Annotated in this window: 20 protein-coding genes; 4 read left to right on the top strand and 16 right to left on the bottom strand. The window is 63.7% G+C overall.

What is annotated here, in order from left to right:
• The first annotated feature begins 12 nt into the window (after positions 1-12).
• The gene (locus CXR25_RS17610; protein ID WP_101557182.1) at positions 13-888 is read left to right on the top strand and encodes a LysR family transcriptional regulator; all 876 of its coding nucleotides are present in this window, start codon (positions 13-15) and stop codon (positions 886-888) included.
• A 29-nt stretch (positions 889-917) separates the two neighbouring features.
• Here CXR25_RS17610 and CXR25_RS17615 read toward each other — a convergent pair whose 3' ends face one another.
• The 7 genes from CXR25_RS17615 to rpmB form a co-directional block, all read right to left on the bottom strand.
• A complete protein-coding gene (locus tag CXR25_RS17615) occupies positions 918-1,664 on the bottom strand; it encodes a 3-hydroxybutyrate dehydrogenase (protein ID WP_096157740.1) in 747 nt (248 codons plus the stop codon).
• 161 nt (positions 1,665-1,825) lie between these two features.
• The gene (locus CXR25_RS17620; protein ID WP_096157741.1) at positions 1,826-3,181 is read right to left on the bottom strand and encodes an MFS transporter; all 1,356 of its coding nucleotides are present in this window, start codon (positions 3,179-3,181) and stop codon (positions 1,826-1,828) included.
• Positions 3,182-3,437: 256 nt separating this feature from the next.
• Entirely contained in the window at positions 3,438-5,516 is a 2,079-nt protein-coding gene (locus CXR25_RS17625; protein ID WP_101557183.1) for a bifunctional copper resistance protein CopD/cytochrome c oxidase assembly protein, read from the bottom strand.
• 156 nt (positions 5,517-5,672) lie between these two features.
• The gene (locus CXR25_RS17630; RefSeq protein WP_009882243.1) at positions 5,673-5,960 is read right to left on the bottom strand and encodes an HU family DNA-binding protein; all 288 of its coding nucleotides are present in this window, start codon (positions 5,958-5,960) and stop codon (positions 5,673-5,675) included.
• Between the two features lie 69 nt (positions 5,961-6,029).
• A complete protein-coding gene (gene rpsN / locus CXR25_RS17635; protein ID WP_009882241.1) occupies positions 6,030-6,335 on the bottom strand; it encodes a 30S ribosomal protein S14 in 306 nt (101 codons plus the stop codon).
• 6 nt (positions 6,336-6,341) lie between these two features.
• Positions 6,342-6,509 carry a 50S ribosomal protein L33 gene (gene rpmG, locus CXR25_RS17640; RefSeq protein ID WP_009882240.1) on the bottom strand — a complete coding sequence of 56 codons (168 nt, stop codon included), beginning with the start codon at positions 6,507-6,509 and terminating at the stop codon, positions 6,342-6,344.
• Positions 6,509-6,745, bottom strand: a complete 237-nt coding sequence (gene rpmB, locus CXR25_RS17645; protein WP_009882238.1) for a 50S ribosomal protein L28 — start codon at positions 6,743-6,745, stop codon at positions 6,509-6,511. The genes rpmG and rpmB overlap by 1 nt, the downstream gene beginning before the upstream one ends.
• A 611-nt stretch (positions 6,746-7,356) precedes the next feature.
• Here rpmB and CXR25_RS17650 point away from each other — a divergent pair.
• A complete protein-coding gene (locus CXR25_RS17650; RefSeq protein WP_125240823.1) occupies positions 7,357-8,301 on the top strand; it encodes a protein kinase in 945 nt (314 codons plus the stop codon).
• Positions 8,302-8,538: 237 nt separating this feature from the next.
• Here CXR25_RS17650 and CXR25_RS17655 read toward each other — a convergent pair whose 3' ends face one another.
• From CXR25_RS17655 to CXR25_RS17680, 6 genes are all read right to left on the bottom strand, one after another.
• On the bottom strand, positions 8,539-9,963 hold the full coding sequence (locus CXR25_RS17655) for a dihydrolipoamide acetyltransferase family protein (protein WP_125240824.1): 1,425 nt from the start codon (positions 9,961-9,963) through the stop codon (positions 8,539-8,541).
• Positions 9,964-9,979: 16 nt separating this feature from the next.
• A complete protein-coding gene (locus CXR25_RS17660) occupies positions 9,980-10,957 on the bottom strand; it encodes an alpha-ketoacid dehydrogenase subunit beta (protein WP_096157744.1) in 978 nt (325 codons plus the stop codon).
• Positions 10,957-12,111, bottom strand: coding sequence for a pyruvate dehydrogenase (acetyl-transferring) E1 component subunit alpha (gene pdhA, locus CXR25_RS17665; protein WP_069601087.1), 1,155 nt, complete (start codon positions 12,109-12,111; stop codon positions 10,957-10,959). The genes CXR25_RS17660 and pdhA overlap by 1 nt, the downstream gene beginning before the upstream one ends.
• A gap of 348 nt (positions 12,112-12,459) precedes the next feature.
• Positions 12,460-13,977 carry a hypothetical protein gene (locus tag CXR25_RS17670; RefSeq protein WP_096146087.1) on the bottom strand — a complete coding sequence of 506 codons (1,518 nt, stop codon included), beginning with the start codon at positions 13,975-13,977 and terminating at the stop codon, positions 12,460-12,462.
• A complete protein-coding gene (locus tag CXR25_RS17675) occupies positions 13,974-14,726 on the bottom strand; it encodes a hypothetical protein (RefSeq protein WP_101584374.1) in 753 nt (250 codons plus the stop codon). The genes CXR25_RS17670 and CXR25_RS17675 overlap by 4 nt, the downstream gene beginning before the upstream one ends.
• Positions 14,723-14,974, bottom strand: a complete 252-nt coding sequence (locus CXR25_RS17680) for a hypothetical protein (RefSeq protein WP_226823884.1) — start codon at positions 14,972-14,974, stop codon at positions 14,723-14,725. The genes CXR25_RS17675 and CXR25_RS17680 overlap by 4 nt, the downstream gene beginning before the upstream one ends.
• 222 nt (positions 14,975-15,196) lie before the next feature.
• On the opposite strand from CXR25_RS17680, the gene purB reads away from it, so the two are divergent.
• Together purB and CXR25_RS17690 are read left to right on the top strand one after the other, a co-directional pair.
• Positions 15,197-16,630 (top strand): adenylosuccinate lyase, encoded by a 1,434-nt coding sequence (purB, locus tag CXR25_RS17685; RefSeq protein ID WP_009882229.1) that lies wholly within the window; start codon positions 15,197-15,199, stop codon positions 16,628-16,630.
• Between the two features lie 69 nt (positions 16,631-16,699).
• Positions 16,700-17,632, top strand: a complete 933-nt coding sequence (locus CXR25_RS17690) for an alpha/beta hydrolase family protein (protein WP_241212352.1) — start codon at positions 16,700-16,702, stop codon at positions 17,630-17,632.
• Between the two features lie 2 nt (positions 17,633-17,634).
• Here the strand turns inward: CXR25_RS17690 and CXR25_RS17695 are convergent, their stop codons facing one another.
• The 3 genes from CXR25_RS17695 to CXR25_RS17705 all read right to left on the bottom strand — a co-directional run bounded on the left by CXR25_RS17695 (position 17,635) and on the right by CXR25_RS17705 (position 21,757).
• Positions 17,635-19,032 (bottom strand): MFS transporter, encoded by a 1,398-nt coding sequence (locus CXR25_RS17695; RefSeq protein ID WP_125240825.1) that lies wholly within the window; start codon positions 19,030-19,032, stop codon positions 17,635-17,637.
• A gap of 155 nt (positions 19,033-19,187) precedes the next feature.
• Positions 19,188-20,588 (bottom strand): D-arabinono-1,4-lactone oxidase, encoded by a 1,401-nt coding sequence (locus tag CXR25_RS17700; protein ID WP_236850549.1) that lies wholly within the window; start codon positions 20,586-20,588, stop codon positions 19,188-19,190.
• Entirely contained in the window at positions 20,552-21,757 is a 1,206-nt protein-coding gene (locus tag CXR25_RS17705) for an amino acid deaminase/aldolase (RefSeq protein WP_125240826.1), read from the bottom strand. Before CXR25_RS17705 ends, CXR25_RS17700 begins: the two co-directional genes overlap by 37 nt.
• Between the last annotated feature and the right edge of the window lie 38 nt (positions 21,758-21,795).

Raw genomic sequence — 21,795 nt, forward strand, 5'->3', positions numbered from 1 at the left:
GATGGGACGACTATGGCTTCATATGCACCAGGCGCTTCCGGTTCGCAGATCTCACCCGAGGATCTGCTGACGCTGCTTGCCGTGGCCCGGTTGGGCAAGTTCACGGCCGCCGCCCACAGCCTGGGACTCAACCACACCACCGTGTCCCGACGCATCGCCGCCCTGGAGAAGGGCTACGGCGAACGACTGCTCGTGGCCTCCCCAGACGGGTGGGAGCTCAGTGCCGCCGGCCGTCATCTGCTGCCAGTGGCCGAGGACATCGAGGCCGCGCTGGGACGCATCGACTCCCACGCCAACTCGGCGCTGTCCGGCACGATCCGCCTGGCCTGCCCTCAGGCCTTCGCCCTCGAGTACGCGGTACCGGCCCTGACCCGGCTTCAGCGCAGCCATCCCGGACTGCAGTTCGAACTCATTGCGGCGACCCAACGGGCCCGACAGTACCGTTCGGGTGTGGACATCGAGGTCGTCGTCGGTCGGCCCAACGCGCCGCGCAGCGTCGCGAAGCACATCCGCGACTACCGGCTCCAGCTCTATGCCTCGCATGATTATCTGCGCAGCCACGGCACACCGACGACGATCGACGACCTCGCCGAGCATCGGCTCATCTACTACATTGAGAACTCGCTTCAGGTCGACGACCTCGACGAGGCCGGCAACGCTCTTCCGCGGAGCAAGGGTTTCTTTCGCTCCACGTCCGTGCATGCTCACGTACTCGCCACCTCGAACGGGGTCGGCATCGGGATCCTGCCCGATTTCCTCGCCGCGAACAACAGTCGCCTGGTGCAGGTGCTGCCTGAGGAGTTCTCGAAACCGGTCTCCTACTGGGCCTCGGTCCGCCACGAGTCCCTGCGCAATGCAGGGGTCCGCAGCGTCCTCGAGGTCCTCTGAGCCGAGCCCAGGTGCCGGACCGGCAGCTGTCAGGCCGCAGACCAGCCGCCGTCGACGCTGTGTGCGCTGCCGTTGATGACCGCGGCCGCGTCGCTGGCCAGGAACAGTGCGAGTGCAGCGATGTCACCAGGATCGGCTAGTTTCGGCACCGCCGAATGGCCGAGGAAGACCTGCTCGAGGACTTCGTCCTCGGTGATGCCATTCGTCTTCGCCTGATCGGCGATCTGACCCTTGACCATCGGCGTCATCACATAGCCGGGGTTGATCGCATTGCAGGTCACCCCGTGTGGTCCTGCCTCAAGCGCGGTCGTCTTCGTCAGTCCCATGAGCCCGTGCTTGGCCGCCACATATGCTGATTTGTTCGCCGAGGCGCGCAGCCCGTGGATCGAGGACAGGTTGATGACCCTGCCCCACCCCTTTTCATACATCCTCGGCAGCGCCGCCTTCGTGAGCACGAACGGTGCCTCGAGCATGAGCGTATTGATCAACCGCCACTCGTCGAGGGGGAATTCGGTGATCGGATGGATCCTCTGGATGCCCGCGTTGTTGACGAGGATGTCAACGTCGAGATCGACTCCATCCAGCGCCGAGGTGTCCGCGAGGTTGACCGTCCACGCCTCTCCCCCGATGTCGCCGGCCACGGCTTCCGCCGATTCCGCATCGACGTCGGCGACGATGACGTGAGCTCCCGCTGCGGCGAAGGCTTCGCTCATTGCCTTGCCGAGGCCGGAGGCTCCCCCTGTGACGAGGGCGCGTTTGCTGCTGAGATCGACCATTTCGGTCCCTTCGATCGTAGTGTGCTTCGCCAGTGCAGTCAGCTGTGGTGGTGTCAGCTGTCGAGGTGTCCACTGTCATGGATTCGGGCGGCACCGATGTTCATCGGCACCGCCCGAAGACCGAACTCACTGTCGTGTGTTCGAGTGCTGAGATACGCGAATCAGCGCTTGGCTGCGTGACGACGGTCCTTGTCCACCTGGTCCAGTGAACGCAGATCGATACCCTTCGTCTCCTTCGTGTACAGGAGCGCGATCATCGAGATCGCGGCAGCCACCAGAACGTAGATCGCGATCGGCACTGAGGATTCGAATTTCTGCAGCAGCGCAACCGCGATGATCGGTGCGAACGACCCTGCCACGATCGCCGTGACCTGATAGCCGGTCGAGACACCCGAGTTGCGCATGCGGGTCGGGAACATCTCCGACATGATCGCCGGCTGGCCGGCATACATCAGTGCGTGGAAGATGAGCCCCAACAGCAGGGCGAGGAAGATCATCACGGCACTGGCTGTGTCGTACATCGGGAAGGCGAAGAAGCCCCAGGTTGCTGTGAGAGCGATGCCGATTCCGTAGGGCAGCTTGCGCCCAACCTTGTCCGCCATGGCCCCGACGAAGGGCACGAGCACAGCGTGGATCGCATGGGCTCCGAGCAGGAGGCCCAGAATCTCACTTGACTCGATCTTCACCACCTGCGCCAGATAGGTGATCGAGAAGGTCACGACGATGTAGTAGTGGATATTCTCGACGAAGCGCAGGCCCATCGCGGCGAAGACCTCGCGGGGGTAGCGCTTGAAGACGGCCTTGATTCCGTAGTCCACACCTTCTTCGATCTCTTCAGACTGGACCTCGTCGAAGATCGGTGCGTCTGAGACACGGGTGCGGATGTAGTAGCCGATGAGCACGATGACGGCCGAGAGCCAGAAGGCCACACGCCAACCCCACGAGAGGAAGTGCTCTTCGGTCAGCGTTGCGGTGAGGACGAAGAGCACCCCGGTGGCGAGCAGGTTGCCCAATGGCACACCGGACTGCGGGAAGGATGACCAGAAGCCGCGTTCCTTGTTCGGTGCATGTTCGGCCACGAGGAGGACTGCTCCACCCCACTCGCCGCCCACGGCGAAGCCCTGCACGACGCGCAGCAGGACGAGGAGAATCGGGGCGAAGGGCCCGATCTGATCGAACGTCGGCAGACATCCCATGAGGAATGTGGCCACACCGACGAGGACGATCGACAGCTGCAAGAGCTTCTTGCGTCCGTACTTGTCACCGAAGTGCCCGAAGACGATACCACCGATGGGGCGGGCGATGAAGCCGACCGCGTAGGTGGCGAAGCCCGCCAGGATCGGTGTCAGAGGGTCATCCGACGGTGGGAACAGAATGTGGTTGAACACCAGGGTGGCGGCCGAACCGTAGAGGAAGAACTCGTACCACTCGACGACGGTTCCGGCCATCGAGGCGGCGACGACCTTGCGCAGCTGTGCGCGGATCGTCTTCCTCTCGGCATTGTTCGAAGAACTCATGACTCTCCTTGATTTCCATGATCCGCATCACCGTTGAATGCGCGGATCGACTCGCTGTGGCGTCTGGGCCCGTGCGGAGGTGAGCCTGCAAGCCCCTGCTATGCGGCTTCAGGTCCACGCCGTCGGCGCGGGTTGCGTGACGCTGTGGATAAATATGATCCATGCAACAGTCTGCGCCATCCAGCGAGTGATTGGGTGCAGAAAGGGCTCGAATCCGGGAATTATCTCTGCACATTCCCGCACACGAGGTGTGCAGTCATCTGCTTCGCGGGCTGGAGTTCGCGTCGCGCTGCGCCATGTTGGCGAGCATGTCGTTGTAGGCGCGCAGCTCCGCGTCGTCGGTGCGTGCCTCACGTCGGTCAAGGCGCTTGGCCTCACGATCGGAGGACTTCGACCATTGGAAGGCGACCATGATTGCGATGAAGAGGGTGGGGAACTCTCCGATGCCCCAGGCGATTCCGCCGCCCATCTGCTGGTCTTCGATCGCCGAATAGCCCCAGTCGGCACCGATGTTGCCGAACCAGTCACCTTCGATGAGGACTTCGGAGCTCATGATCGAGATGCCGAAGAACGCGTGGAAGGCCATCGTGATGAGCAGCATGAGCAGCCGCAGCGGATAGGCGGGACGCTCCACGCCGGGGTCGATGCCGATGAGCGCCTGTGCGAACAGGTAGCCCGCGCCGAGGAAGTGGATGATCATCAGCTCGTGACCCAAGTGCCATTCGAGCGCATATTTCATCACGCCCGAGTAGTAGAAGACGACGAGGGAACCGGCGAAGTTCACGCTTGCAAAGATCGGGTTCGCAAAGAACCTCATATAGGGAGTGTGGACGAGCCAGAGCACCCATTCGCGCACACCACGTGATCCGTCGGTGCGGGCCTTCGTTCCGCGCATGAGCATTGTGATGGGAGCACCGAGGACCATCGGCAGGGGGACCACCATGATCAGGAGCATGTGCTGGATCATGTGTCCGGAGAACTGGATCTCGCCGTAGACCCGGGCACCGCCTGAGGTGACGTAGACGAGGAAGATCATGCCCAGCAGCCAGCAGATCAGGCGATGGATCGGCCAGGAATCACCTCGGCGCCGGAGATTGATGAAACCGACGATATAGGCCACGGACAGGCCGACTGCGATGACGACCCACAGCGGGTCGAGGGACCATTCGGTGAAGTAGCGGGCGAAGCTCGGCGGCGGGGGAAGCGGCTCACCGGTCAGGATCTCTGCCGGGGTCGGATCGCCCACGGGTTCCTGAGACACCGGTGGCTGAGACCGTGACAAAGCAACCGCCAGACCCATGGTGGCCCCGAAGATGACGAATTCCACGACGATGAGTCGCCAGAATTCTCTGGTCGCCGAGGCGGCGGCACCAAGACGTCGGATGACGAACTGCCGATGCCAGAAGCCGATGAGGCCGAGCAGAATCGTCGCAAACGTCTTCGCCACAATCACCTGCCCGTACGGGGTCATGAGGTCATCGAAGCTGTGGACACGCAGCAGCGAGTTCACGACGCCGGAGAAGGCGACGATCGCGAAGGCCATGAGAGCGATCGAGGAATAGCGTTCGATCGTCGAGCGCAGCAGGTTCGAACGCGCCAGGTCCGAGCCGAGGAGCGCGATGACGAAGAGGCCGCCCAACCACATCGTCACGCCCAGCAGATGCAGGCCGATGCTGTTGACGGCCTGGGTGTGCCCGGAGGCCTCAGCGGAGTGGCCCATGAGTGCCAGGGGGATCATCACGCCCACGCCAAGGACACCCGCGACGGCGATGCCGAGGAAGCTGCGCGTGCCGAAGCACAGGGTCGAGGCGACGGCGATGAGTACGACGATGAGGGTCCAGAGCTGGCCGAAGGCGATCTGGGTCAGGAACACGCCGAGCTGATTGGAGAAGTCGAGGTATGCCTGGGCACCGACGGTGTCGGCGAAGGTGAAGACGAGGACGGCCACGGCGGAGATCGTCCAGGCGATCGATGCCACCTCGGCGATCTTCAGGGTCTTCTCCCAGAGTGCATTGAGCGGCTCCGCGTCGGGGGTGCTCGATTTCGCAGTCGTGGGGTTCGCCTGTTTTCCCCTGCCCTTCTTCGCAGTGCGGGGCAGGATGAGGAGGGCGAACATCAGTGCGCCTACGGTCAGCGACATCGACACATTGAAGACGAGCTTGGCCGCGGGAAGGCCGTAGCGCACGTAGGGGCCGGGGTCGTTGAGCAGTGTCGCCTCGGCTGCTCCGGTGAAGAGCATCGCGAGCAGGCCCACGGCGAGCCCGCCGACGACGACGAGGGGGACGGCGGCGCGAGACGTGAATCGAGTGATCGATTCGAAGACTTGAGTGCTCACTGGTGGCAGGCCGCCGCTTCATTCATGGTTCAAGGATATCGCCGCAGTCTGATGCTGGGCGAACTGCGAGGCTAAGACGTGGCCGAGATCTCGGCACGGAGACAGGAAATGACCCGGACCAAATGGTCCGGGTCATTCCACGCTGATGCTCGAGGCTCAGTTAGGGCTGCCAGCGGCAGCTTTCAGCTTCGAACCAGCGGACAGCTTCACGGAGTAGCCGGCCTTGATCTGGATCTCTTCACCGGTCTGCGGGTTGCGGCCCTTGCGAGCGGCACGTTCGGTGCGCTCGACGGACAGCCATCCCGGGATGGTGAGCTTTTCGCCCTTGCCGACGACGTCGGAGAAGACATCGAAGACACCATCAAGAACGTCCGAGACCTGCTTCTGAGTCAGTCCGGAATTCTCTGCAACTTCTGCTACGAGCTCACTGCGGTTCTTAGCCATAAAAGTGTCCTCCTTAGGACAAGTCGGTCGGTTACCGGTCCGTTTTTCCGATAACGAACTTCCTCGAGATTACCAGCTTGACTTCGTGATGCCGGGCAACTCGCCGTTGTGTGCCATTTCGCGGAAACGAACACGGGAGAGACCGAACTTGCGGAGGTAGCCGCGCGGACGACCATCAACCTGGTCGCGGTTGCGCACACGCACTGGTGAGGCATCGCGAGGAAGCTTCTGCAGTCCGAGGCGTGCTTCTTCACGCTGCTCGTCGGTGCTGTCCGGGTGTGTCAGCTGACGCTTGAGCGTCGCACGACGCTCCGCGTAGCGCTCAACAATGACGCGACGCTGCTTGTCGCGTGCGATCTTTGACTTCTTAGCCATGTGCGCTCAGCGCTCCTCTCGGAAATCGACGTGCTTACGAACAACTGGATCGTACTTCTTGAGAACCATGCGATCCGGGTTGTTGCGGCGGTTCTTGCGGGTCACGTAGGTGTACCCGGAGCCAGCTGTCGACTTGAGCTTGACGATGGGACGGATGTCCTGTGCCTTAGCCATCAGAGCTTCACTCCCTTGGCAATGAGTTCGCCGACGACGGCGTCAATTCCGCGCACGTCAATCACCTTGATGCCCTTGGCGGACAGGTTAAGGGTGACGCTGCGACGCAGAGACGGAACGAAGTAGCGCTTTTTCTGAATATTCGGGTTGAAACGACGCTTGGTTGTTCGTTTCGAGTGGGACACGTTGTGTCCGAAACCAGGGACGGCCCCGGTTACTTGGCAGTTTGCTGCCATGACTCTCCTCCAGTTCACAAGTTACCGACTCTCGAAACAAGCTGATCTGCGTGGGTTCCACGCTCGCTTGCGCCGATGTCGGAAGACATCAACAAATTTTCGCGATTGCTGCTCGGCCGGACGGATGCCCGACCACTTGCCAAGCTGCTGCCCGGCATGCGGCGTTCGCAATGAAAATTGTGTACGCCAAAACAGGTTTGCCCGTTCGGGCGAGATGTCTCACCAGCGCTGAAGCCGTAGCCTGTGAGAGATTGGCCGAAGCTGGAGTGCAGCGGTGGGTGAGCACCATGTTGGCCTTAGCAGATCAATCGGTGATCGAACTGCTACGACACAACAGATAACAATCTTAGAGAGAAACAGGCCTTCAGAGCAAATTCACTGACTCGCTGTCGCCAGGCCCCCTCAGGTGTGTCGCAATTGAGGGTCGGAGAACACCCTGCGCCCGGATTCCAGGGGCGGACACCGGTCTCACCTCGCGCTCATCCGGCACGCAAGTTCGCACCCGCACTCCAGGACACAATGCGTCCTGCCCTCGTCCATGTTGAACACGTGCCGATGACGTGCCAAGGTAAGAAGATGATTGCCACCACATTTGGCACTCAGGAGGACCGATGAGCGACGTTCCACCGAGGCCGCGAATCCGTCCAGCGACCAGCGACGACTGGCAGAAAGACCAATCTGATCGTGCCAGTCTGACCTCGTCGCCGGGGCAGGAGTCCACCCAGAGTGCTGCTGATTTCGACAACTCGACCTATTACGAGTATCTCGAGAAGCACACCGGTGACGTACCTGTATCCAAAAACCGTTCTCGCAACGTCTTCGCCCCCGCGGGCGCTTCCCCGTTCCAGGGACAGGCTCCGAGCGCGTCAAGCGCACCGGCGGCCCGTCAGTGGCTGCCTGATGGTCATTCCACTCACTCACCCCAGGCGGAGCACGGCTCTGATGGCCCTGCATCCGGACAGATCCCACTCCAGCCCGCTCCCGCCCCGAAGAAGGGCAACGGGGCCAAGATCACCGTCGTCATCATTGCCATCGTCATGGTTCTCGCGCTGTTGGCATTCTTCGGTATCCGCTGGTTGGCCCCGTCGACGGGAACCGTGCCTGTCGACTTCGGCGCAGACGAGTCCGCATCGCCCTCCCCCTCACCGTCCGAGTCCAAGGTGGAGTCGACACCGAACCCCCAGGAGGCCCTGTCGACCTACACGAAGGAAGGCACCGCAAAGGCGAATGACCTCGAAGGGCAGTGGGTGACTCAGGTGAGCGCGAAGGACGTCGGCCTGGAAGCCGACGGCAAGACATGGTCGGCACAGGACATCGTCAACGAGTTCGAGACCAACCGCGTCAAATACCCTGGCGCAATCCTCATCCACAGCGGTGACTGGGATTCCTATAAGGATGACAACTACTGGGTCACCGTCATCGACACTCCCTACAGCGATCCCGAGCCTGCACTCGATCAGTGCCGCTCCTGGGGGCTGGACCGCGACCACTGCCTGGCGAAGCGTCTGGTCAAGGACGGAAGCCCCACCGACAACAGCGCCTACCTCGACAAGTAGGGCTGCACCCCCTCGATCGCTTCCTGTGACAAGGGCCCGGCACTTGGTGTGCGACAGATACGCCGGCACTGCGCCGAAACATCTATGAAGCGCCTATACAGCCATGAGCATCAAACAGCGGTGGAGCGCCGAAGCACCTGTGTGTACACAGGCGTTTCGACGCTCCACCGCTGTATGGAGGATTGACCCGCTCCACCGGGCAGTAACGCTCAGAACTGCTACTGCTGCTTCAGGCTCTTAGGCCAGCAGCAATGTCGGGTCCTCGAGTCCACGACCGACATCGGCGAGGAACTTCGAGATGATCTCACCGTCGACGACGCGATGGTCAGCACTCACCGACAGTGTGGTGATGTCACGCGGGACGATCTCATCTCCCACGACCCACGGCTTCTTCCGGATCTGCCCGAAGGCCAGGATCGCGGCTTCCCCTGGGTTGATGATCGGGGTGCCCGCGTCGACGCCGAAAACGCCGACATTGGTGATCGTGATGGTGCCGCCGGACTGATCGGCCGGAGGCGTCTTGCCCGAACGCGCCAGTGCAGTCAGATCCTGAATGCCCTGTGCCAAGTCGGTCAGGCCCATTGCGTGTGCGCCCTTGATGTTCGGCACGATCAGGCCACGCGGGGTGGCTGCGGCGACGCCGAGGTTGACGTACTTCTTGACGACGATCTCATCGCCTTCGAGGCACGAGTTGATCCGCGGGTTGCGGGCAACGGCCCAGGCCACGGCCTTGGCAACGAGCAGCAGGGGTGAGACCTTGACGTCCTCGCCCAGGAACTTCGTGGACTTCAGCCTGCGCACGAAGGCCATCGTCTCGGTGACATCGACGTCGAGGAACTCGGTGACGTGAGGCATCGTGAACGCGGATTCGACCATGGCCTTGGCCATCATCTTCGCCACGCCCTTGAACGGGATCCGTTCTTCGAGTTCGCCGGAGGAACCGGCCCCCGCCGAGGCGACTGCTGATCCTGCACTCGTGACTGCGGCTGCGGTGGCTGCCGCTCCGGTGCCACTGGCTGCGGCCTTGACGTCATCACGGGTGACCTCGCCACGCGAACCCGTCGGCACGATGGCAGCCAGGTCGAGGCCGAGGTCCTTCGCGAGCTTGCGCACGGGAGGCTTGGCCAGAGGCTTGCCCGCCGAGGCTGTCGCTGGTGCCGCAGCTTCAGCCGGTGCCGTTGCAGCAGCCGCGGGAGCTGCCGGGGCCGCAGCTGGTGCCGGAGCTTCCTGTGCGGCCGGAGCCTGGCTCGGGTTCGCCGGCGCCGCGACGCCTGCACCCTTGCGAGGTCGACGTTTCGACGAGGCGGCCTTGGCACCGTAGCCGACCAGGGTGGCACCGCCCTCGGCGTCGCCACCGCCTTCGGTCGCGGCCTGGGTTTCACCGGCTGCCGGCGCCGAGGCTCCAGCGTTGTCGGAGCCGCCATCTGAGCCGCCGAAGCGGATGATCGGTGTCCCGACCTCGATGGTCTGGCCCTCCTCGACGAGCAGGGCGCCGACCTCACCAGCCTGAGGACTGGGGAGTTCGACCAATGACTTGGCCGTTTCGATCTCGACGAGGATCTGGTTGACGGTGACGGTGTCACCGACGGCGACCTTCCATGACACGATGTCGGCCTCGGTCAGGCCCTCACCGACGTCAGGAAGAGGAAATTCAAAAGACATGTCAGCTCTCCTTGAGTCAGTAGGCCAGTGCCCGGTCGACACCGTCGAAGATGCGATCCAGGTCGGGCAGGTAGTGCTCTTCCATCCGCGAACCGGGGTACGGCGTGTGATAGCCGCCGACCCGGATGACCGGAGCTTCGAGGTTGAAGAAGCAGCGTTCTGACATTCGCGCCGCGATCTCGGAGCCGAGACCCAGGAACGTCGGTGCCTCGTGGGCGACGACGAGACGACCGGTCTTCTTCACCGATTTCTCGATCGTCGCGAAGTCGATCGGGCTGAGACTGCGCAGGTCGATGAGTTCGACGCTCTTGCCTTCATCAGCAGCAGCTGCGACAACGTCCTTGGCCGTGGGCACCAGTGGGCCATAGGCCACCAGGGTGACGTCGGTGCCTTCGGAGACGACGCTGGCGTCGTGCATGCCCAGCTCGCCGCGGTTCGCGGTGTCGACGTCGCCGCGCAGCCAGTAGCGGCGCTTGGGTTCGAAGAACATCACCGGGTCGTCGCTCTTGATCGCTTCCTGCACCATCCAGTAGGCGTCATGAGCATTCGACGGTGAGACCAGACGCAGTCCCGCGTGGTGGGCGAAGACGGTTTCCGGGCTCTCGGAGTGGTGTTCGGGTGATCCGATGCCGCCGCCGTAGGGCACGCGGATGACGAGCGGAACTCGTTCCTTGCCCAGGGTGCGGTTGTAGAGCTTGGACACCTGCGTCACGATCTGGTCGTAGGCAGGGAAGATGAAGGCGTCGAACTGGATCTCGATGACCGGGCGGTAGCCGCGGATGGCCATGCCGATCGAGGTGCCCACGATGCCGGATTCGGCCAGCGGCGCATCGATGACCCGCTGCGGACCGAAGTCCTTCTGCAGACCCTCGGTGACGCGGAAGACGCCGCCGAGCTTTCCGATGTCCTCACCGATGAGGACGACCTTCGGGTCGTCCTCCATGGCTTTGCGCATTCCGGCCGTGATGGCCTTTGACAGGGGAAGTTTCTCCATCAGGCCTCACCTGCATCGGCGAACGAGGCCTGGTATGCGAGGAATTCCGCACGTTCCTCGTCGACGAGGGGGTGAGGTTCGGAGGTGACATGGGCGAACATCTCGACGGGGTCGGGATCTTCCATGGTCATGCAGTTGTGGCGGATGCGGGCGGCGAGGGTATCGGCCTCGGCGTCGACCTCGGCGAAGAACTCCGCGCTGGTCTCGGTGTGGTTGTCGAGGTAGGCCTTGAGGCGCTTGAGCGGGTCGCGGTCCTCCCAGATCTCCTCTTCGGCTGCATCACGGTACTTCGTCGGATCATCTGCCGTGGTGTGAGCACCGCGACGGTAGGTGAAGGCCTCGATGAGCATCGGACCGTTGCCGGCGCGAACGGAATCCAGGCTGGCCCTGGCCACGGCGTACATGGCGATGATGTCGTTGCCGTCGACGCGCAGGCCGGGAACGCCGAAACCTTCGCCGCGCTTGCACAGTGGTGCTGCGGACTGGACGTGGGTGGGTTCAGAGATGGCCCACTGGTTGTTCTGGCAGAAGAACAGCACAGGTGCGTGGAAGGCTCCGGCGAAGGTCAGCGCCTCCGAGACATCGCCCTGCGAGGTGGCACCGTCGCCGAAGCAGGCGATGGCCGCAGTGTCGCGTTCCAGGTCACCGGTGCCGACGTCGCCGTCCATGGACACGCCCATCGCGTATCCGGTGGCGTGCAGGGTCTGCGAGCCGATGACGATCGTGTACGTGTGGAAACGGTGTTCCTGAGGGTCCCAACCGCCGTGGTCCTGGCCTCGGAACATGCCGAGGAGAGTTTCCGGTTCGACTCCGCGAGTGTAGGCGAGGCCGTGTTCGCGATAGGTGGGGAAGACGAAGTCCTGGGGGCGAGCCGCCCGGCCCATCCCGATCTGAGCTGCTTCCTGACCGAACATCGGCGCCCAGAGGCCGAGCTGTCCTTGGCGCTGCAGGGCCGCACCCTCAGCATCGATGCGACGCACCAGGACCATGTCCCGGTAGAAGCCGCGCAGATCCTCATCGGTGAGTTCTGCTGCGAAGGCGTCATATTCACCGGATTCGACGCGATTGCCGTCTTCGGTGAGCATCTGGATCATCCGAGGTTCCGAAGACTGACTGTGGGCAGTCCCGGTTCCCACTGAAATGTTGGAGGTCATTCCAGTTCTCCTTTGTTCAAGGTCCAAGCGCACCGGAGGTGACCAGTGGTGGACGGTGTCCTTCAGGCAAGGCCTCTGGTGTGAGATCTCGCCTTCGAGTGATGTGATTCACAGGTGATACCACGATACCGAATCCACCGACTGCATGCCACATCGGCAACGTGCGTCGAGCGCCAATTGTTATGGTCGGGTTCAGCCTAGGAGACGAACTCCGCGCGTGTGGTCCCCATCCAAAGCCCTCCTTGCCGAATTGTCGATGGTCGCAGAGTTGCTCCAACGTCCGACAAACGCACGTCCGAGCACTTCAGAACCCTCCCTCGCCGAGGTTGTCTCGGCCCTTGGCAGTGTTCACGTTCGTCTGCGTTTGCCCTGGTAGTCCCGTGTCTCCTTGAGGTCACCGGAGAAGAATCCCGAATTCTTCGCGGTGAAACGGTTGAGACCGGCATGCCCGCCCGCGAGCATGAGCCCGATTGAGGCGCTGTAGGCGGCCGAGGAATGTGCGGCTCCGGCGGAGGAGAACAGCTCGTCGAGCTCGGCATCTGTCTTGCCTTTCAGGTTCGGGGCCTGGCGCAGCTGCTCGGGGTCGTAGTCGACGGTGATCGTCGACCAATGGTCGTCGGCCGGATTCTCATTGCCGTCGAGGTCGGGGACCAGATCCTGTTCGTGTTCGATCGAGAGGACATCGATGCCCTCATCGACCGGGAAGTCTGAGATCGGTGCGCCCACGGTGAAGAGCGCAGTGACGTTGACATCGTTAAGGAACGCCGGATCGGCGGCCAGCGAACCGGCGACGATCCCTCCCTGCGAATAGCCGACCAGCATCACCTCGCTGTCAGCTCCGATATTCGCATCGGCGATAGCCTGGCGGACCATCTCTGCCATGACGGTGTCGTTGCCGGCCATCGCCTGCACGTTCGTCGTCAGATCAGTGGTGTTCTCACCGGGCTCGGGCGACCAATCGCTCGTCGCCGGGATGTAGACGATATAGCGGGACGTGCCGTCAGCGTCGGTGATCTCCTCGATCCGGACCTGCCCGGAATCGACGCCGCGGTGACGGTCGGCCTCTCTGCGGTAGAGGTCTTCGATGTCGCGCGGCGGCTCGTCATCGGGCGCCGTGATCCCCTTTGCCTTCCAGACCTCAACGTCGGAGGGCAGCAACAGCCCGAACATGTTCGCACCTCCCAGGACCCAGGCCGTCATCGATGACGAGTCGTGCGGCCACAGCGCATGGTCGCCGTCGGTGGCCAGCACCGTCGGCGGCAACCCCATGAAGCCGACGACGATCCCCGGCAGCACATGCTCGATGACGGCCCCGGAGACATCCGAATTCTCGAACACGAGGGCCACGAAAGCCTCCTTAGCCGCGGCCTTCGTCTGCACCAGGTCGATGCCGAAGTGTTTGGCCACGACATCGTCGAGACCAGTGACGTCGAGGAGTTTCAGCCCCAGGTAGATCGGCGCTCCGACTGCAATGCCGATGGGAATGAGCGCGGGCAGGCTGATGGCGATGACTCGCCCGGTGACATATCCGAAGTAGTCGAGGAGCCCGCCGAAAGTGTCGCTGATTCCCTTCTCCGCCTGCCGGTAGGCGAGGGCAGCTGCTCTGACGGCGAGGACTGTGGCTTCGAGCTCGATGAGCACGAGCGCTGACTGGTAGTGATAGACGGTCCGGGCGGCATCGAGGTTGATCGCGGTGAGCGGTGAGGGAACCTGCGTCAGAAGCGTGGCCAGGTCGAAGTCGGCGCGCGTGCCTTCCACACTCAGGTCACCGATGTGGCCGCAGATTCGCTGCAGTTCGTCGCCGCTGGTGTCTGCTCGATCATCGATCTTCAGCTGCGGACCGCCGGTGGTGCGGGTGTCGATCATGGCTGGATCCCGGTCATCGGCGGTCGTGAGAACACCGCTGTCTGCAGTCGAGCCATGGTCGAGGCAAGGAGGAGCCGCACCGCGTTGCCGCCGAGCTTGTGTTCGGCTCCGACTGTGATCGCCTCGCCCTCACGCTCGAGCGTCGGGCGGGACCAGACTCCTTCCACTCGGTGGAGGAACTCCATGCCGGCGACCTTGGATTCGTCGAGGTAGGTCAGGGTGAGCACGCAGTCCTTCTCGATCAGCGAACACAGCTCCTCGGTGACCTGAGCGAGGTCCTGAGGCCGGAGGCGTCTGAGAAGTTGGAAGTCAGCGAACTCTTCGAAGCCTTCGCCGTGCAGCACCAGGATCGCCAGGCAGATGTCATCGCACAGGGACACCTCGAGGTGAGCGGTCTCAACCCCGGAGCTGATGACGATCGTGATCCGCGAGCGGGTGAGATTGAGCTCCGCGGTGAACCCGGCCAGCCACGCCGTGAGCACGTCGAGTCCGCGCCGCGATGATCCCTCGGCAGGCTCCCCCAGCATCACGGTCTCTCTGATCGCCGTCCCCCTGACCGCGGAGTCGCCCGACATCACACCCGAGGGGGCACTCGGGGCTGTCACGGCCGATCGGGTAATGCGGGCACCTGGCATCAGCTCGCGGGGCCAGAGCACCCTCAGGCGTTCGGGAAGCCTCATGATGCGTGCCGCATCGACGGCGAACCACTTGTCCCCCGGCCCGGCTCCCAGCTTCGTCCTGTCGCTCATATCTGGATCCGGCCTCCCACCGAGACGACCTGCAGATGCAGGTCATAGGCTTCGGCGAGCTTGTCGGCCCTCTCCGCCAGCGTGTTGATCGAGTCCGAACACGTCAGAAGACGGTCACTGAGCATCCGTCCCGCAGGAGAGTCCCACCCCTCGACCTGCCGACAGGTCTGCGCCAGACTCCGCAGCTCGTTCGCTCGTCGCCTCCATCCATCCCGGTTGAGTGCCAGCTCATCGGTGATCACTGTCATCCTCCTGTCCGATTCAGCCTTCACCGTACGAACCCGCGTCCGCCGCCGAAAGCACGCTCAAGCACCCTGTGGAAGCACCCTGACCATCCACAGGAATTCCACGCAGAAGTCAGGGCAGATCCCACCGCCGGACGATCACGAGTCCTCATCGGCGGCCAGCGCGGCCCTGACCACTTGGCGGGCGGTTCCACACCCGCGTGCGGCTCATGAGAAAATGAGGGCATGCCGACCGTTTCGCTTGCTGACATCACACCCGCCATCGCCCTCGGACCGCTTGATGGCCGTTATCGCAAAGACACCGCTGACCTCGTTGATCACCTCTCCGAAGCAGCCCTGAACCGCAACCGGATCACGGTGGAGGTCGAGTGGTTCATCCACCTGGCACAGAACTCCGTGATCGACGGAGTGCGTCGCCTCACCGACGATGAGGTCAGCGGACTGCGCGCCTTTGCCGAGAATTTCGATGCCGATACGATCGCTACGCTCGCCGCCCACGAGGCCGTCACGGTTCACGATGTCAAGGCCGTCGAGTACACAATCAAAGAAGCGCTAGTCGAACTCGGCGCCGACGATCTCAGTGAACTCGTCCACTTCTGCTGCACCTCCGAGGACATCAACAATCTGTCCTGGGCACTGGGCGTCAAGGGCGCCACCGTTGATGTGTGGCTGCCCCGCGCCAAGGCGCTCATCGACTCGCTGGCCGACACCGCCTCGGCGCTGGCAGAGGTCCCGATGCTCTCCCACACCCACGGTCAGCCGGCGACGCCGACGACGATGGGCAAGGAGCTCGCGGTGTTCATCCACCGACTGCGCCGCCAGTACGAACGTGTCGAGGCAAGCGAATTCCTCGGCAAGATCAACGGTGCCACCGGCACCTATTCGGCCCACCTGGCTGCCGTGCCCGGTGCCGACTGGCCCAAGTTGGCCAAGACCTTCGTCGAAGGCAGCCTGGGGCTGACATTCAACCCGCTGACGACGCAGATCGAATCCCACGACTGGGATGCTGAACTCTTCGCAGACATCGCCCGGTTCAACCGCATCGCCCACAACCTGGCGACGGACATGTGGACCTACATCTCGATGAACTACTTCAAGCAGATCCCCGTCGCCGGCGCGACCGGCTCCTCGACGATGCCGCACAAGGTCAATCCGATCCGCTTCGAGAACGCCGAGGCCAATCTCGAGCTCTCGTGCGCTCTGCTCGACTCGCTGGCCTCCACTCTGGTCACGTCCCGGATGCAGCGCGACCTCACCGACTCGACCTCACAGCGCAACATCGGCGTCGCCTACGGCCACTCCGTGCTGGCTCTGAACAACCTGGTCAAGGGACTCGAACGGCTCGCCATCAATGAAGAGGCCCTGAACGCCGACCTCAACTCCAACTGGGAGGTTCTCGGCGAAGCGATCCAGTCGGTCATGCGCGCCGCCGGGCTGCAGGGTGTACCCGGAATGGACAACCCCTACGAAACGCTCAAGGAGCTCACTCGCGGAAAACGCATCGATCAGGCCGATCTGCAGACCTTCGTCGCCGGACTCGGACTGCCCGAGGCCGAGACTCAGCTGCTGACCGCGCTGACTCCCGCCACCTACATCGGCGTTGCCGCACAGCTGGCCGAATCAGAGGTCGCCGACTGGAAGGCTCGCTCCCAGAGCTGAGCACGGCGCACGGAAGACACTGTTACTGAACAGTAGATAATTTGGTGGATCTTCATTAGCCTTGTGCTCATGACGAGCACAATGATGAGTTCCGTGCGCATTCCGGTCACCGGCGGCCCACACAGCGAAACCACCGGCAGCCGGGACCAGGCGGCAGGCGATACCGAGCGGCACAGTCACGTCGTCGGCACCGTGCTGATGCCGCCAGAAACCCCGACCGGATTCCTCACGGTCCATCCCGCCACGGCGACTCCGGCTCGCTTCTACACGAAGTTCGCCGAATACGCCGTCAATCAGGGGCTGGCGGTGCTCACCTACGATGTGCGCGGCGTTGCCGCTTCGGGACCGGCGAGCGAGCACGCCAGGCTGCGGATGCGTGACTGGATGCAAGAGGACGCGAATGCCGTCGCAGACTGGGCCAACCGGGAATACCCGGAGCTGCCGAAGCTGGCAATCGGGCACAGCCTCGGAGGCCATGCTCTGCTGTTGGGCAACGCCAACGCGGGCCTGCACGGCATCGTCACCGTGGGCACCGCACTGGCGGCACTGCAAGACATCAATCCCCGCAGCGAACGACTGCGCGTGGGCCTCATTCTCAGGGCGCTCGGCCCCCTGATCAGTCCGCTCGTCGGCTACGCTCCCGGCAAACGCCTCGGTCTCGGTGAGGACATCCCGACCGCGGCCATGCTCGAATGGGGTCGCTGGGTGCAGATGTCCGAGTACTTCTTCGACGATCCGAGCCTGGGCGCCACCGCGCGGATGGCCCGCTTGCGCACACCTGTGCTCGCGATCGGTGCCAGCGACGACAACTGGGCCTCAGCATTCCAGATCGACGCACTCGTCGATCATGTCCGCCTCGCCGAGGTGCAGCGACGCACCATCACCCCTGAGGAACTCGAGGTCGACCGAATCGCGCATCACGGTCTGTTCAGGCGCCGGGTCGCCGAGAAGGCCTGGCCGGAGATCATCACCTGGCTGCTGCGGCGACTCCCCCGACACTGACCTCAGGCCGGGACGAGATCCTTGTCGCGGTCCACTTCCGCCAGGGGCCTGCCCGCCATATTGCGAGCCAGGAACAGGGTCGGAACGCCGGCCACGACGACGATGACGGTCGCATAGATCGCCGGGGCCAAGGTGAGGCCGGTCGAGCTCATCAGGGCTGTCGCAATCAGTGGTGAGAGTCCGCCGAAGAGGACCGTGGCCACGTTGTAGCCGATCGCCATTCCGGAGAAGCGGCTGGTGCCGGTGAACTGTTCGGGGACCATGGCCGCTGCCACAGCACTCCATCCCGCGGCCGGCACCGCGAGGAAGGCTACGCCGAAGATCGCGACTCCGGAGTTCCCATCGGCCAACAGCGCGTAGGCGGGAATGGTGGTGAGGATGAAGACGGCCATGAGCACCGCCAGCGTCTTCTTGCGGCCGAAACGATCGGAGGCGATGCCGAACAGCGGCGTGATGACGATCGCCACGACGGCTGCGATGGTGCCCAGCGCCAGTGACCCGGAGTTCTTCACCTGCGAGACCTCTTCGATATAGGTCGGCACATAGGTGATGTTGAGGAAGTAGCTGACCGATCCGATCGAAGAGATCAGGAACGCCACGAGGATCGCACGGGGCTGTTGGAGGAATGCGATGAGCAGCGGAGAGCGACCGCGTGAGACCACAGGCTTGTCGCTCTTGGCAGCCTGCGCCTCCTTCGTCTTCTCCGCGGCCTGCAACCGCTTGAAGGTGTCGGTCTCCTCCATCATGCGACGCAGCGGGATCATCAGCGCGGCAAGCACTGCACCGAGGATGAACAGGACGCGCCAGCCCCAAGTGCTCATCGCCTCGGCCGAGAGTGTGCTGGCCAAGAATGCCCCCGACCCGACTGCCAGGAGAGCTCCGACCTCACTGTTGGCCGCCGCCCAGCTGACAGCGAGCCCCCGGCGCTTGCTGCCGGCCGATTCCATCAGGAAGACCATGATGCCGGTGTACTCGGCCCCGACGGAGAACCCGGAGAGGCAGCGGAAGAAGACCATGCCGACGCCGGCCCAGATGCCGATCGTGTCGTATCCGGGCATGATCGCGATTCCGAGCATCGCGACGGCCATGAGCACAGCGGAGACGACCAATGCGGACTTGCGTCCGACCCTGTCGCCGAGGTGGCCGAAGACCATGGCGCCCAGTGGCCGGAACAGGAACCCGGCGGCTCCGACGCCCAGGGTGAGCAGGAGCGAGTCGGGCCGATCGCCGAAGAATTCCTTGGTCAGGATGGTCGCGACGTAGAAGAAGATCGAGAAGTCATACCATTCGACGATGGTGCCGAAGGCCGCGACCATCATCGATCGACGGCGTCCCTTCTCCTTCTCCGGGCTGGTGGATGCTGCTGGGTCCGACTGGGCCTGCGGTTCGAAATCTGACATCGAGGAGTCCATTTCCTAGGGAATGCTGCGGCCATCTCTCCCAACGACCACGGACAAAGCTGCTCATCGCGACTTTCCTGACCACCTTACTGCTGGTGGGAACCTGTGCGCAGGTCAGCAGGGAACTCTCAGCCCGCACGCGAACCGAGTCCGAACTAACTGAGCCCCACCGACCTGAGCCCGAACAGGGAGTCGGTGAATCGGTTTCCGAACATCGCGTTCGGGTCCAGCTTCTGTCTCAGCGCACAGAAGTCCTCGAAGCGCGGATAGAGCTCGCGCAGATCGTCGGCGCCCAGAGTGTGGATCTTGCCCCAGTGCGGGCGGCCCCCGTGACGTCGGCAGATCTGTTCGACGACACGGAAGTACTCGGCGAAGTCGTCCTTCACGAACCGGTGCACGGCGATGTACATCGTCTCGCGGCCGAAGGCGGTCGAGAGCGGAACATCATCGGCGGCGGCAGATCTGACTTCGATCGGGAAGGAGATCGACCATCCTCTCGACTCGATCGTGCGCCGGATCTCACGGATCGCCTCGGCGCCGGCTTCGAAGGGAAGCGCGTACTCCATCTCGTTGAACCGCACCCGCCGCGGTGTCACGAAGACGTCGTGTCCCGGTGCTCGATAGGTTCTGTCCGAGACGGCGGATTGGGCGATCCGATTGATGCGCGGGACGAGGCTGGGCACCGCCGATCCGAGCTCGACGGCCAGGCGCAGGGCGCCGTTCTCGATGACTTCCTTGTCGAAGAGGTTGAGGAAACGGTTGCGCACCCCCGCCTCGGCGAGGTGGCCGGGGCCGATCTCACCGAGCCCGACACGGGTGTTCGTCTTGGTCAGCGCGGTGTCGGTGTGCGGGAACCAGTAGAACTCGAAATGGTCGGCCGCGCGCATCCGTGGTTCGAGGTCGGCCAGCAGCTCGTCGACATCACTGACGATCTCCTCGGCGATGAGGTCGAAGGCCGGCACGCACTGCAGCTCGATCTCCGTGACGATGCCCAGCACGCCGAGGCTGACGCGGGCCAGGTCGAAGATCTCCGGGTGGGTCGTGGGCGACAGGTCGGTCACGGTGCCGTCAGCAGCCATGAGCAAGAGACCGGTGACGGTTCCCGCGAACCCGGTGAACCCGAGCCCGGTCCCGTGGGTGCTCGTCGAGATCGCCCCGGCGAGCGCCTGCGGATTGACGTCGCCCTGATTGGCCAGGGCCAGCCCGAAGGGCGCGAGCAGAGCCGGGATGTCGCGCAGCCGGGTGCCCGCGTGGAAGCGCACCCGCCCGGACTCCTCGTCGACGGCGATGATTCCGCTGAGGTGGTCGAGGCTGATCATGACGTCATCGCCCGCTGCCACGGGGGTGAACGAGTGCCCCGCACCAACGGGTCGGACCCGTTGGCCGGCGTCGGCCGCGGACCGTAGGATATCGCCCAGTTCCCCCGCCGAGGTGGGTCTGAGGAAGGTGTGCGGATGGGAGTGGACGTGGCCGGACCAGTTCCGGAAGAGCTGTCGCTGAGTCGGTCTGCCGCTGCGGGTCACAGCACCCACCCCTGTCCACGATAGGTCGACCACGAGTCGATGATCTGGGTTCCTGCGACGACGAGGAACTCATTGAAGTGCTCGGCGAGCTCACCGGCCTTGCCATGTCTGAACCAGACGAGGTCGCCGATGCGCAGGTCTTCGGTGCCGGGACCGGTCAGCGGGGTCTGGACTTCACCCGCGCCCTCGAGGCCCGCGTAGTCGAGTCCCGGGGGCCAGGCGATCGTCGGGACACGGTCGGCCCCGGGCACGCCGGAGGCGATGAAACCGCCTTTGAAGACCGTGACCCAGCCGGGCCCTGGTCGGCGCACCACGGGGGTGGCGAAGTAGGCGGCCGGCTCGTGTCGGAAGTGGGTGTAGCCGTCGAAGAGTCCCGGGGAGAAGAGTCCGGAGCCGGCGGCCCGTTCCGTCAGCGTGCCCTCGGCCACGCTGGATTCGAAGGATCCGGTGCCGCCGCCGTTGACGAATTCGAGGTCGGTGAGTTCACGCACCGCATCGACGACGCTTCTGCGCCGCACCTTCAGCTCGGCGATCGAACGCTTCTGCATGATACGCACCATGGCCTGTTTGGCCGTTGGACCGGCATCGGCCGTGCCGGCGACTTGGCCCTCATAGGACATCAGCCCGACGAGGTTGGTCTCCGGGCGGGCGATGACATGTTCGGCGAGGTCGACGGCGGAGGCCGAATCGCGGATCGGAGAGCGCCTGGCCCCGATGTGGATCCGACTGCTCAGCACCCCTGAGCCGAGGCGGTACGAGGCATCGATGTCTATGCACACGCGCACCGTCTGTGCCGTACCGCCGGCTGCCGCAGCATCGCGGCGGGCGCTGTCGATGATGTCGAGGTGGGTGGGGCAATCGATCATCAGGGTGATGTTCTCGGTGGCCCCCGCCTCGGCGAACATCTGGGTGAGACTGCCCCGGTCAACGGTGGGATAGCCGACGAGGATATCGCGGACCCCGCGGGCATGGAGGATCAGCGCCTCCGGAAGTGAGAAGGCGAAGACACCGGAGTAGCCGGGGTGGGCGAGCGCACGCTCGATCGCTGCGGGAGTGCGCAGGGACTTCGTGGCGATGCGGATCGGCAGCCCTTGAGCGCGCTGAGCCAAGGCGGTGACGTTCGCGTCGAACGCCTCCAGATCGATCACCGCGACAGGAGCCTCGACCCCCCGCAGGGCGTGACGCAGTTCACGTGAGACCATGAAGATACTGTAGCGTAAGTTAGCGGTTCCATAGGCAG

The sequence above is a fragment of the Brevibacterium aurantiacum genome, assembly GCF_003932995.1.
Lineage (GTDB): Bacteria > Actinomycetota > Actinomycetes > Actinomycetales > Brevibacteriaceae > Brevibacterium > Brevibacterium aurantiacum.